The following is a 12,625-nucleotide window of genomic DNA, read 5'->3' on the forward strand; positions in this document are numbered from 1 at the left end:
ATTGCAAGGTTGAGTATTAGCATTGCTGCTTGCTTGGTGATTATCAATGTTTTGGTGGTTATGTATGGCGTAACGACGCGATATCTACTGGGTGGCGCGCCTATTTGGACCGATGAACTGTCTCGCTACAGCATGATAGCTACGGCGATGCTCGCCGGTGGTGGTACATGGGTTTATGGCAGGCATATGCGTGTGGCGTTGGCTGAGCGATTTCTGCCCGTACACGTTGTCCGTTGGGTTGTGTATTATCAGTGGCTGCTCAGCTTAAGCTTTGCGGTGATTGGTACGTATATGACCTGGCGCTATGCTTTGTCAGTATCTATGTTTACTTCTCAAGGATTAGGGATTAGTCGTAGTATTCCGATGCTCAGCATGCCATTAGGGTTTGGTTTGCTTAGTCTTGCTATAGTCGTTCATGGACCATCGCCATTACCACGGCAGGTGGTGCAATAATGCTGATAACAATGTTCATTGTTTTTGTGGCTCATGTCCTGATTGGTGTGCCACTTTTTTTGCGCTATTAGTGACGGCGTTATGTGGCTTCTTTTTTGTTGATATGAGTTTGTTGTGGCAAACGATGCCCCAACAGTTTTTCTCTGGTATTGATGTATTCTCACTCATGGCCATTCCACTGTTTATTCTCGCCGGTAATTTAATGAATGCGGCAGGCCTAACAGATCGGTTGATGTTGGTTGCACGGCATTTGGTGGGGCATTTCCGTGGTGGATTAGGGCATGTAAATGTGGTCGGTAGTGTATTTTTTGCTGGTGTGAATGGTTCAGCAGTGGCAGATACCTCTGCACTCGGTTCACTACTGGTACCAGCCATGCGCAAAGAAGGCTATTCAACGGCATTTGCTGCGGGTTTAACAGCTGGCTCATCGCTTATTGGGCCGATTATTCCGCCTTCAATATTCATGATTTTGTATGGTGCGTTAACCAATACTTCGGTAGGTGATTTATTTTTGGCCGGTGTGATACCGGGTTTGCTACTTGGCGTGGCGTTTATGCTGATGAACTTTTCCTACGCTTGGCGGCATCATTTATCTAAAAATGATAGCTGGCCAGGGTTTGGTGCTTTGTTGCGAGCGATGTTGGTTGCTTCTCCAGCATTGGTTGCGCCATTTATTATCGTTGCCGGAATTGTTGCTGGAAAAGTGACCGCGACTGAATCAGGTGCGTTGACCGCTGTTTATGTGGCGCTAAGCGGGTTTGCATTGCGTGAATTGACGCTTAGTAGCCTATGGCAGGCATTAAAAGAAACTGCGATTTTAAGTTCTGCGATCTTCTTAATTATTGCCGCTTCTTCAGTGGTGAGTTGGTTGCTTTCCTATGCACAAGCACCGCAGCAGTTTGTTGCGTTACTCACGCCATTTGTTGACTCACCAACAATGATTTTATTACTCATCAGCTTGCTGACCTTTATTACGGGCATGTTTATGGAAGAGGTCTCAGCGCTAACATTGCTAACGCCAGTATTCCTGCCCGTAGCGATGATGGCTGGGGTTGATCCGGTGCATTTAGGAATTGTGGTGACGTTAAATATCACTATCGCGTTGATTACACCGCCTATGGGCGCTTGTGTCTATGTCGCAGCAGCCGTCAGTCAGCTCGATATTTTGCAGTTATTCAAAACGATTTGGCCGTTTGTCCTGACGGCAATATTTGTACTGTTATTAATTATATTTTTCCCAATACTGGTGCTCTGGCTACCACAAACGTTAGGGTAATTATGTCGCAAACTCTATCTATTCCTCCATTTATTGATCCTGATTGGGCAAAAGTTCATAGCATACCGATTTATGATGATGGCAGTCGGCTCGAGCGTATTCCCGAAAAAGCGTACTGGTTGATTGAGCCTGTTTATGCTTATTATGAGATTGAAGGTGCAATAGGACAATGTTATCTACGACCTTCAGTCATCGAACGTCTTGAGCGTGCGGCGCGTACTATTGAACGCGCAGGGTTACTCATGCAAATCCTGGATGGTTGGCGTCCACCGAGAGTGCAACAGGCGCTTTATCAATCGTTATATGATAGTTATCAGCAGCAATATCCGGATGAGGGTGAAGCTCAATGGCATAAGCGTACACAATATTTTGTCTCGCTTCCTTCTGAGCAATTGCATAAGCCTAGTCCGCATCTCACCGGTGGTTCGGTGGATGTTACCTTATGTAGTGCTGAAGGTGAGCCGCTAGATATGGGTAGTGAGTTTGATGAGGCAAGTGAGCGGTCTTATAGTGACGCTTATGAGCACCAGGCAGGGGACATACGTAAGCGCCGTCGATTACTTTATCAAGCAATGATAGAGGCAGGGTTCACCAATCTTTCCAGCGAATGGTGGCATTATGATTATGGTAACCAGTCATGGGCCTATCATCGTGGGGAAACCAATGCACATTATGGCCTGATTTATTTGGATTAACGCGTAAAGAAAAACCCGCCGATTGGCGGGTTGATGGTTACAGGTTATCAAAAAAGCTTTTTACGTTATCGAAGAAGCCTTTTTCTTTGGGGGCGTGGCGGTTGCCGCCTTCGTTAATCGTTTCCGCGAATTGCTCAAGTAGCGCTTTTTGTTCGCTAGAGAGCTTCACTGGCGTTTCGATATTGACCGTACAATATAAATCGCCTTCGCTGCGACTGCGCACCGATTTAACGCCTTTACCTTTCAAACGGAATACGCGTCCGGTTTGTGTTTCCGCTGGAATGCTGAGTTTCACGCGTCCAGCTAAGGTCGGCACTTCAAGCTCACCGCCTAAACACGCTGTGACAAAGCTAATTGGCATCGAGCAGTGTAAATCATCGCCTTCACGGACAAAAATTGGGTGCTTACGTACACGAACTTCAACGAATAAATCGCCAGATTGTGCGCCGTTCTCACCGGCTTCGCCTTCACCAGACAAACGAATGCGGTCGCCGCTATCAACCCCTGCAGGGATGCTGACGGTGAGCGTTTTCTGCTCACGAACGCGTCCGCTACCTTGACAGTTATCACAAGGATTCTCGATGATATCGCCTTTGCCTTTACAGTTCGGGCAGGTTTGTGCGATAGAGAAAAAGCCTTGTTGCATGCGTACTTGACCGGCACCCTGACAGGTCGGGCAGGAGCGTTTCTTCGAGTTCTCAGCAGCGCCGCTACCGCTACATTTCTTACAGCCTACTTGGGTTGGGATGCGGATCTGTTTTTCGCAGCCAGTGATCGCTTCTTCGAGTGATAAATCGAGTTCATAAGCTAAGTCACGACCACGGTTGGCACGTTGACCACCTTGACGTCCGCCACCAAAAATATCGCCGAATACATCACCAAAGATGTCGCTGAAATTGCCGCCACCAAAGCCGCCAGCGCCACCAAACCCGCCTTGACCATTACCGTTAGCGGCGTCAAAGCCAAAGCGGTCGTAAGTGGCACGCTTTTGTTCATCAGACAAAATATCGTAGGCTTTTTTCACGTCTTTAAAACGTTGCTCAGCAGTATCGTCGCCAGGGTTGCGATCGGGGTGATGCTTCGCAGCCATTTTACGATACGCTTTTTTGATCTCGTCAGCTGAGGCGTTTTTCTCGACGCCAAGAATTTTGTATAAGTCTTTTTCTGCCATCATAGTCTATCAATAAAGGGGCGGATGACCGCCCCTAGTGAGTTTACTCGGCCTTTATTGACCGTCTTTGTTTTCCTTAACTTCTTCGAAGTCGGCATCAACCACATCGTCAGATTGTGCTTGTTCGCCTTCTGCGCTCTGTGCTTGTTCACCGCCTGCTTGCTCGGCCATCTTTGCATACGCTTTTTGCATCAGCGGGCCAGAGGCTTCCATCAACGCTTCATTTTTCGCTTTGATCTCATCCAAATCGCCAGCGTCAATCGCTTCACGTAACGCTTTGATTGCCGCATCGACTGGTTCACGCTCTTCAGCGCTGACTTCATCGCCTAAGTCTTCGATGGATTTCTCAACGCCGTGAATCATGGATTCTGCGCTGTTTTTTGCTTCCACGGTTTCTTGGAATTTTTTGTCTTCCTCGGCGTGCGCTTCAGCGTCTTTCACCATGCGCTCGACTTCGTCATCCGACAGACCAGAGCTTGCTTTAATCACAATCGATTGCTCTTTACCGGTTTCGTTGTCTTTCGCTGACACATTGAGGATGCCGTTGGCGTCAATATCAAAGGTAACTTTGATCTGTGGCATGCCACGTGGCGCAGGACGGATATCGGTTAAGTCAAAGCGACCTAGCGATTTGTTGCCAGTTGCTTGCTGACGCTCACCTTGCAATACATGAATGGTTACCGCAGTTTGGTTGTCTTCAGCAGTTGAGAACACTTGATCAGCGTTGGTTGGGATCGTGGTGTTTTTCTCAATCAACTTGGTCATCACGCCGCCCATGGTTTCGATACCTAACGACAATGGGGTGACGTCTAGCAACAACACGTCTTTGACATCACCACCAAGCACACCACCTTGAATCGCAGCGCCCATTGCAACCGCTTCATCAGGGTTTACGTCTTTGCGTGGCTCTTTGCCAAAGAAGTTTTTCACCACTTCTTGAACTTTCGGCATGCGCGTTTGCCCACCGACTAAGATCACGTCTTTGATGTCGCTGCTAGAAACACCAGCATCCTGTAACGCTTGTTTACATGGTGCGAGGGTGCGTTGGATCAGCTCATCAACCAATGATTCCAACTTCGCACGGCTCATCTTGATGTTCAAGTGCTTAGGACCTGAGGCATCGGCTGTGATGTACGGTAAGTTGATTTCGGTTTGCTGGCTCGAAGACAGCTCGATCTTCGCTTTTTCTGCTGCTTCTTTTAGGCGTTGCAGGGCGAGTGAATCGTTCGCTAAATCAATGCCGCTGTCTTTTTTGAACTCGGCCACTAAATAATCGATGATGCGTGCGTCGAAATCTTCACCACCTAAGAACGTATCACCGTTGGTTGAAAGGACTTCAAACTGATGCTCGCCGTCTAAATCAGCCATTTCGATGATCGAGATATCAAAGGTACCGCCACCTAAGTCATAAACTGCGATTTTCGCATCTTCTGCTTTACGATCCATACCGTAGGCCAAAGCTGCAGCGGTCGGTTCGTTGATGATGCGCTTAACGTCCAAACCTGCGATCTTACCGGCATCTTTAGTTGCCTGACGCTGGCTGTCGTTAAAGTACGCCGGAACAGTAATGACCGCTTCGGTAACTTTTTCACCTAAATAATCTTCGGCCGTTTTCTTCATTTTTTGCAGGACACGCGCAGAAACTTCTGGTGCTGCCATTTTTTTGCCGTTGGCTTCTACCCACGCATCGCCATTATCGGCTTTAACGATGTTATACGGCACTAAGTCAATGTCTTTTTGTACCGCTTGTTCGTCAAAACGACGGCCGATTAAACGCTTAATCGCATACAGCGTATTTTTCGGGTTAGTGACCGCTTGACGTTTGGCTGGTTGGCCAACCAATACTTCGCCTTCTTCGGTGAACGCAACAATCGATGGTGTGGTACGTCCGCCTTCAGCGTTTTCGATCACACGTGGCTTATCGCCGTCCATGACTGCGACACATGAATTAGTGGTTCCTAAATCAATACCAATAATTTTACCCATGGTTTCCTCACTATAACTATTAAAAATTAATCTGTTCTATAGATGGTGCTGATAATGAAAAATTCAAGCCCACCTTAAAAATTAGTCTGCGGCCTTGGCAATAACCACTTGTGCTGCGCGAATAACTCGGCCATTTAACACATATCCTCTTTGGGTGACGTGCAACACACTGTTTGGCTCGGCGTCTGCATTTGGTAGAGAAGCTACCGCTTCGTGTTGTTCAGGGTTGAATTTCTCACCCTCGGGGTTAATTGTTTCCACGCCGTGCTTGGCCAGCGTTTCATTTAACAATTTCAAGGTCATCTCAGAGCCTTCGATAAATTGCTCAATCGCTTCAGCGTTGTGTTCGCCATTCTTCGCAGCATCAATACCAAGGGTTAATGAGTCGAGCACTGGCAATAAATCTTTAATTAGACGCTCGGTAGCGAATTTGTGCGCGCTTTGTAACTCACGTGCCTGACGCTTACGCAGGTTGTCATTTTCTGCGCGCTCACGAATCACCTGCTCGCTTAAAGCAGCCACTTTTTCTTCTAAAGCAATCATCGCTTCATCAGCTATGGCCTCATCACCTTCGACTTGAAGCGTTGCCTCATCATCGATTTGAAACCCGTTATCATCGCGCGGCATCTCGTCCGCTTTGTGCTCGTCTTGCATGTCGACCTCAAATATGACTTAAAACTGTCTCTATTAATGTGGGCGGTGTGTTTTTTTTCAAGGGGCAGTGTGCGCTCTACGCTAAATATTTAGCGTAGAACTAGCTTTGAGGGTTAATACGTAAGTGTTTTAAGGTTTTTTCGTGAGCTGATCAAGCAGTTCATTAATCGCTTCAATAGCTGTAATCGCTTCGTCGCTGCGCTCTTTGATGAGTGTGGTTGGGCCGCTCATGCGGTAAATGCCGGGGTTATTTTGCAGTAGAGCAAATAACGCATCGGTATTGATGTTTGGATCGGCATTGAAAGTTAGGGTGATGGTTGCCTCATCAGCAAGAATGGCCACGATGCCGAGTGCTTCAGCGTGAAGTTTGAGCTTGGCGCGGGCAAAAAGATTCTTTGCCGCTTGTGGTAGTCGGCCAAAGCGGTCGGTGGTTTCCACGGCGAGTTCGTCGATGCTTTCATTATCACGACATTGACTAAGCCGCTGATAGCAGATTAAACGAATATGCGGGTCATAGATATAATCATCAGGTAGCAGCGTCGGTTCATGAAGCTCGATGTTGACGCGTTCTTGTTCATGTTCTGGGTCAAAGCTCTCCCCAGATTTGAGCGCACTGACCGCGCGCTCGAGTAAATCGAGGTAGTAACTCATACCGATTTGCTGAATTTGGCCACTTTGCTCATCGCCAAGCAGCTCTCCTGCGCCACGAATCTCTAAATCCTGGCTGGCGAGCAAAAAGCCGGCACCAAGGCTGTCTAGGGTAGTAAAGGCATGAAGACGACGCTGTGCGTCTTTATTGAGTGTTTGCCAAGAAGGCGTGAATAAGTAGGCGTACGCCTGGTGGTGACTACGGCCAACACGCCCGCGTAGCTGATGCAACTGTGCGAGTCCAAGCTTATCGGCGCGATTAATCAAAATGGTATTGGCGTTCGGGATATCGATGCCTGATTCGATGATCGTGGTGGCGATCAGGATGTCATAGTGGCGGTTATAGAAATCCTGCATGATGTGCTCAAGCGCGCTTTCACGCATTTGACCGTGCGCCATGCCGATACGTGCTTGTGGTAGTAGCTCTTGCAGGCTACGCGCAACGCGCTCGATACTCGATATATCGTTATGCAAGAAAAACACTTGCCCACCGCGATTGAGCTCGCGTTCACAGGCTTCCTCGATGATGCCCGGATCATAATCACTGATGATCGTTTGCACTGATTGCCGACCAACAGGCGGGGTGGCGATGATCGAGATATCGCGTAAGCCGCTGAGCGCAAAATTGAGCGTTCGTGGGATTGGGGTGGCGGTTAGGGTGAGCAGGTTGACGTTAGCGCGCAGGCTTTTCAGCTTTTCTTTATGACGCACGCCAAAGCGCTGTTCTTCATCAATAATCACCAAGCCAAGATTGGCGAATTGCACGTCTTTCTGTAGCAGGCGATGGGTGCCGATAATGATGTCAGTTTTGCCGGCGGCAAGGTGCTCGAGGCTGGCTTTCTGCTCACTGGCGCTGTTAAAACGCGATACGGCATCGATATTGAGCGCGTAATCGGCGCAGCGATCTAAAAAGTTATGATAATGCTGGTTGGCGAGTAAAGTGGTTGGTGCAATCAGCGCAACCTGCTGTCCGGCCAAAACCGTGGCATACGCTGCGCGCAGCGCGACTTCGGTTTTACCAAAGCCGACATCGCCACAAACGATCCGATCCATCGGTTGGCTGCGCTCAAGATCAGCGAGCACGGTATCAATCGCATGTTGTTGATCCGGCGTTTCATCGAAGCGAAAATCTTCGGCAAAAGTGGTGAGCGCTTTATGATCAAGAGTAATTGGCGTGCCTTGTGCTGCTTCACGCTTGGCATACAGGGCCAGCAGTTCACTCGCGGTATCGCGTACTTTAGCGCTGATTTTGCGTTTATTGCTCTGCCACTGTTTGCCGCCGATATCGTGCAACGGTGCGCTGTCTGGATCACCACCACTATAACGGGTGATCAAATCTAAATCAGTCACCGGGACAAACAGGCGACTGCCTTTGGCGTATTCGATGGTGAGTAGTTCTTCATCGTCATCTTCCAAGCGTTGCAAACCTTGGTAGCGTCCGACGCCATAATCAGTGTGCACGACTGGTGCGCCAATAGTTAAATCCTGCAATGACTGGATAATGCTCGCAGGATCTTGTGCGGCTTTTTGTCGGTAATTTGGCGCAACCGGGGCGGTGTGTAAGTCGGCTTCTGATAAATGCACCGCTTCACCGTCATGGAAGCTGTAGTGCATCGGTGAGACATAGAGGTTTAGGCCAGCGCTATTGTCCCAATGATCTGCGTTTTTCGCCTCAGGATGGGATTTTAGCAAGCGTTCTTGCCAGTATTCTCGGCTGCCGTTGCCCGGCAGGTGAAGGTGCGCTGTGCTGTGGGCGTTAATTAAATCGAGCCACTGTGCTTCTCGATCCTCACGTGTGCCGCTAAAGGCAATACTCTGCGCGCGTTGGGCAAAGGTGTGTCGTTCTAAGCGGGCAAGTTGTTCGCTTACTGTATCAGCGTTTAGCCACAGCATTTCTGGCGGTAGCAAGCTGCGTTCACGTAAGGGATTGGTGCGCTCAAAACGTTTCTCACAATAGCTTTGGTGTTTGTGGAGCGCCTCGCTAACCCCATCGCTTATGACCAGGCGCGTTTGTGATGGCAGATAATCAAATAAGCTCGCGCTTTCATCAAAAAACAGCGGGAGATAATATTCCAGCCCTTGTGGGGTACGTCCGTCGCTGACTTGTTGGTAGAGCGCGTGGTTGATAATGTGCTCACCAATCGCCTCACGTGCGCGCTGACGAAAACACACCCGTCCACTATCGGATAAATCGAGCTCACTACGCGGCAAAATACTCATTTGTTTGAGTTTGCTAATGGTGCGCTGGTTTTCGATATCAAAGGTGCGGATCGATTCAATCTCATCGTCGAACCATTCTAAACGGATCGGGTGGGTAGCGCCCATCGGAAATAAATCGACCAAACTACCGCGCGCAGCAAATTCGCCTTTTTGTGCAATCAGTGTATTGGACTGATAACCGGCTTGTGCGAGGCGAGCGATAAAATCTTCACGCTTTAGCTGATCGCCGATGCTGAGATGAATACCATAGGTGTCTAGGTGGGTTTGTGGGCACAGGCGCTGGCGGAGTGTGCTGGCAGCGACCACAACTACGGCTTGTCGCCGTGTGGGCAGTTCAGCGAGCACACGTAGGCGCTCTGAAACGAGATCCGGGTGTGGGGTATAAGGGTCATACGGCAGGGTTTCCCAATCGCTAAACCAATACAGCGAAGGATGTTGCGCTGCTGGCAGCCAGAATTGTAAGCAGCGATAGGTATATTCCGCCCAACGGGTATCCGGGGTGACGACGAGGTGAACATGTTTGCCGCTGAGTTGGTTGTGGAGGTGGTAGGCAAGATGTTTGAGCGTTTCGTGAGCCATAAACAGAATAAGTTGAGCAAAGCCGCGATTATACGGGATATGGTCGCGCTTGTAATGTGATGATCCAGATAAGCGCCGACGACCGGGTTTATGATTATAGATACTGAATTAAAACTAATTATTATTTAAGAAAAATAATTGAAACTGGTAATGGTTGAGAGAGTTATTCGCAACATCAATAAAATTGTTAGTTAATACAGGACATTAACTTTCTATTGTTAACTATACTTTGGTTTCTATAAAATATTTTTGACTTAAGCATTGATTGCTGCCCATACTGCAGCCATTTTTATAACGGAGGACACAACAATGCAAGGCAACCCAGAAGTTATTGCTTATTTAAATGAGTTAATTGGTGGTGAATTAGCCGCCCGCGATCAATATTTCATCCATTCACGTTTGTATCAAGAATGGGGTTATAGCAAGCTTTTTGATGCAATGAATCATGAGATGGAGCATGAAACAGAGCATGCCAGTGTGATGATTGAGCGTGTGTTAATGCTTGAAGGCACGCCAAATATGCAAGTTGGTGCATTGAATATTGGCGCAGATGTGGTATCGATGCTCAAAAAAGATTTAGAGCTTGAGTATCACGTGCGCGATCGCCTGAAAAAAGGGATTGAGTTGTGTGAGAAGCATCAAGACTATGTCACACGTGATTTGCTGGTGGTTCAGCTTAAAGATACCGAAGAAGATCATGCGCATTGGCTTGAGCAGCAACTGCGTTTAATTGAGCAAATGGGCTTACAAAATTATTTACAGAGCCAGGCGTAAGCTGGAGGCACTATGAACAGTAAACCCGTGATCAATGATACGTTAAATGGCTTGTTGCGCCATGAGCTCACGGTGATTAACCAGTATTTTTTACACGCACGCCTGTTTAAACATTTTGGTTATGATGCCTTGGGTAAAGTGGTTTATAAACAATCGATTCGCGCGATGAAAAATGCCGATAAATTGATTGAGCGTATTTACCTGCTTGAAGATTTGCCGAATTTACAAGATTTAGGCAAGCTTTTAGTCGGTGAGGATGTGCCGGAGGCGATTAGCTGCGATATTAAAGCGTCTTATGCGCAAATGGCTGATCAACGCAAGGCAATAAAATTGCTCGAACAAGAGCAGGATTATGTTTCGCGTGCGCTCGTTGAATCGTTATTAGACGATGTTGAAGAGTATATCGATTGGTTGGAAACCCAAGAAGATTTAATCGACAGTTTGGGATTAGAAAATTATTTACAGCAGTCGGTGGGTGATGCCAGCGGTGATTAATCACTAATCATTCGCTCACTTCATAAAAAGGCGCACAGAGTTGCGCCTTTTTTGTGGGTGAAGAATGTTGCCGGTTAATCGCGCAAGTAGCGGATTAATGAAGCAGTGGAGGGATCGTGGGATTGATTCTCTCCACCACACAAACTATCCTGCGTGCCTTGCGTGAGTTTTTTACCCAGTTCAACCCCCCATTGGTCATAAGCGTTGACGCCGTAGAGCAGGGCGCTGATCGTGATCTTATGCTCGTAAGCAGCGATCAATGCGCCGAGATGCTCTGGGGTGAGGTCGTCTAAAATAATCGTGGTCGATGGGCGATTGCCAGGTGAAGTGCGTGGATAACGCGCTTCTGGCGGGAGATCGCTAAGATCGGTTTCATGACGTCCGCGCATTAGGGCTTCGCTTTGCGCCAAACAATGGCTGTGTAGGATGCGTTGTGCGTCTTCCATGCCTCCAGGAGCAGTTTTGACCGTGATGAAATCGAGCGGAATCTTACGTTGACCTTGATGGATAAGCTGGAAAAATGCATGTTGGGTTTGTGTGCCATTACCGCCCCAGATTATCATGCCACTGGGTTTGTCCAACGGACTGCCGTTGGCTTTGCTGCGTTTGCCAAGGCTTTCCATGTCCAGCTGTTGCAGGTAAGCCGGGAATGGGCTCAACGCGTGCGCATAGGTGATGATCGCACGGTTGTTGATTGCAAAATAGTGGTTGTACCACACATCGAGTAAAGCAAGCTGCATCGGTAGGTTGGTATTCGCTTCGGTGCCGCGGAAATGTTTATCCATTGCATGCGCACCGCTTAATAATTCAGTGTAAGCCTCATAACCATTTTGCAAAACAAACGGTAGTGCAATCGCCGACCAGAGTGAAAAACGACCGCCAACCCAATCCCAGAATGGCAGGACATGCGCACCGTCAATGCCAAATTCGGCCGTACGTTCAAGATTGGCGCTGATCGCAATCATTTGCTTATTGGCCGCTTCACCACCATGCGCATATAACCAGTCGCGCATAGCATTCGCATTAGCCAGCGTTTCTTCGGTGGAGAAGGATTTTGAGGCGATAATCAGCAGGGTGGTTGCTGGGTTTAAATGCTGCTGTAAGTCAAGAATGTATCGTGGATCTGGGGTGGCTAAAAAATGAATTTTTGGGCCATCAATAAGGTGGGCAAACGCTTGGCATAAGAGGCGCGGCCCAAGCTCGGAACCACCGATGCCAATATGCACCACATCACAAATCGCCTCTCCGGTATAACCACACCAGCGGCCTTGACGGATGGCTTCACTCAATGAGCGCATCTTGGTGCGCGCTTGGATAATTTCTTCGCTAATGTTTTGTCCATCAACGATAAAAGGATCATCGCATGGGGCGCGCAGACGGTGATGCAAGGCTGGACGATCTTCGCTGTTATTGACGTGTTTACCACACCATTGAGCGGTAAGGGCAGCAGACACATTGGCTTGCTCTAACCATTCGTTCCATAAAGCCAACGTATCCACATCAATAAAGTTTTTGCTGAGATCGGCGAATAAGCCCGCCGCTTTAATGGTGTGGCGCGTGACACGGCGTTGATCAGCGGCAAATAAATCGTTCAAATGCGCTTTTTGTAGTCTGTTTGCGTGATCGCTTAATCGTTGCTCAAGATTGCTCATGGTGTCTTCCCGTCAAAGGCTG

9 protein-coding genes and 1 pseudogene are annotated in these 12,625 nt (G+C 48.3%); 5 read left to right on the top strand and 5 right to left on the bottom strand.

Features of this window, described 5'->3' with window-relative positions; all coding sequences use genetic code 11:
• Nucleotides 1-9 precede the first annotated feature (9 nt).
• From L0B52_RS09380 to L0B52_RS09390, 3 genes and pseudogenes are all read left to right on the top strand, one after another.
• Nucleotides 10-453 carry a TRAP transporter small permease gene (locus tag L0B52_RS09380; RefSeq protein WP_235064455.1) on the top strand — a complete coding sequence of 148 codons (444 nt, stop codon included), beginning with the start codon at nucleotides 10-12 and terminating at the stop codon, nucleotides 451-453.
• A pseudogene (locus L0B52_RS09385) lies at nucleotides 450-1,729 on the top strand (TRAP transporter large permease). The gene L0B52_RS09380 and the pseudogene L0B52_RS09385 overlap by 4 nt, the downstream one beginning before the upstream one ends.
• 2 nt (nucleotides 1,730-1,731) lie before the next feature.
• On the top strand, nucleotides 1,732-2,424 hold the full coding sequence (locus L0B52_RS09390; protein ID WP_235064457.1) for a M15 family metallopeptidase: 693 nt from the start codon (nucleotides 1,732-1,734) through the stop codon (nucleotides 2,422-2,424).
• A gap of 37 nt (nucleotides 2,425-2,461) precedes the next feature.
• Here L0B52_RS09390 and dnaJ read toward each other — a convergent pair whose 3' ends face one another.
• The 4 genes from dnaJ to mfd form a co-directional block, all read right to left on the bottom strand.
• Entirely contained in the window at nucleotides 2,462-3,595 is a 1,134-nt protein-coding gene (dnaJ, locus tag L0B52_RS09395; RefSeq protein WP_235065488.1) for a molecular chaperone DnaJ, read from the bottom strand.
• A gap of 54 nt (nucleotides 3,596-3,649) precedes the next feature.
• Nucleotides 3,650-5,581, bottom strand: coding sequence for a molecular chaperone DnaK (gene dnaK / locus L0B52_RS09400; RefSeq protein WP_235064458.1), 1,932 nt, complete (start codon nucleotides 5,579-5,581; stop codon nucleotides 3,650-3,652).
• A gap of 81 nt (nucleotides 5,582-5,662) precedes the next feature.
• Nucleotides 5,663-6,235, bottom strand: coding sequence for a nucleotide exchange factor GrpE (gene grpE / locus L0B52_RS09405; protein WP_235064459.1), 573 nt, complete (start codon nucleotides 6,233-6,235; stop codon nucleotides 5,663-5,665).
• 129 nt (nucleotides 6,236-6,364) lie between these two features.
• Nucleotides 6,365-9,682 (bottom strand): transcription-repair coupling factor, encoded by a 3,318-nt coding sequence (gene mfd, locus L0B52_RS09410; protein ID WP_235064460.1) that lies wholly within the window; start codon nucleotides 9,680-9,682, stop codon nucleotides 6,365-6,367.
• Between the two features lie 309 nt (nucleotides 9,683-9,991).
• Between mfd and bfr (L0B52_RS09415) the strand changes: the two genes are divergently transcribed.
• Both bfr (L0B52_RS09415) and bfr (L0B52_RS09420) read left to right on the top strand, forming a co-directional pair.
• Nucleotides 9,992-10,456, top strand: coding sequence for a bacterioferritin (gene bfr, locus L0B52_RS09415; protein WP_235064461.1), 465 nt, complete (start codon nucleotides 9,992-9,994; stop codon nucleotides 10,454-10,456).
• A 12-nt stretch (nucleotides 10,457-10,468) separates the two neighbouring features.
• Nucleotides 10,469-10,951 (top strand): bacterioferritin, encoded by a 483-nt coding sequence (bfr, locus tag L0B52_RS09420; protein WP_235064462.1) that lies wholly within the window; start codon nucleotides 10,469-10,471, stop codon nucleotides 10,949-10,951.
• Nucleotides 10,952-11,025: 74 nt separating this feature from the next.
• On the opposite strand, the gene pgi is transcribed toward bfr (L0B52_RS09420), so the two are convergent.
• The gene (gene pgi / locus L0B52_RS09425; protein ID WP_235064463.1) at nucleotides 11,026-12,603 is read right to left on the bottom strand and encodes a glucose-6-phosphate isomerase; all 1,578 of its coding nucleotides are present in this window, start codon (nucleotides 12,601-12,603) and stop codon (nucleotides 11,026-11,028) included.
• Nucleotides 12,604-12,625 lie beyond the last annotated feature (22 nt).

The sequence above is a fragment of the Suttonella sp. R2A3 genome (assembly GCF_021513215.1).
Classification (GTDB): Bacteria; Pseudomonadota; Gammaproteobacteria; order Cardiobacteriales; family Cardiobacteriaceae; genus JAHUUI01.

Bases quoted from the DNA above. Each gene is read 5' to 3' on its own strand.
- mfd (WP_235064460.1), bottom strand. From the start codon at position 9,682: ATGGCTCACGAAACGCTCAAACATCTTGCCTACCACCTCCACAACCAA.
- bfr (WP_235064461.1), top strand. From the start codon at position 9,992: ATGCAAGGCAACCCAGAAGTTATTGCTTATTTAAATGAGTTAATTGGT.
- L0B52_RS09390 (WP_235064457.1), top strand. From the start codon at position 1,732: ATGTCGCAAACTCTATCTATTCCTCCATTTATTGATCCTGATTGGGCA.
- pgi (WP_235064463.1), bottom strand. From the start codon at position 12,603: ATGAGCAATCTTGAGCAACGATTAAGCGATCACGCAAACAGACTACAA.
- dnaK (WP_235064458.1), bottom strand. From the start codon at position 5,581: ATGGGTAAAATTATTGGTATTGATTTAGGAACCACTAATTCATGTGTC.
- grpE (WP_235064459.1), bottom strand. From the start codon at position 6,235: ATGCAAGACGAGCACAAAGCGGACGAGATGCCGCGCGATGATAACGGG.
- dnaJ (WP_235065488.1), bottom strand. From the start codon at position 3,595: ATGGCAGAAAAAGACTTATACAAAATTCTTGGCGTCGAGAAAAACGCC.
- bfr (WP_235064462.1), top strand. From the start codon at position 10,469: ATGAACAGTAAACCCGTGATCAATGATACGTTAAATGGCTTGTTGCGC.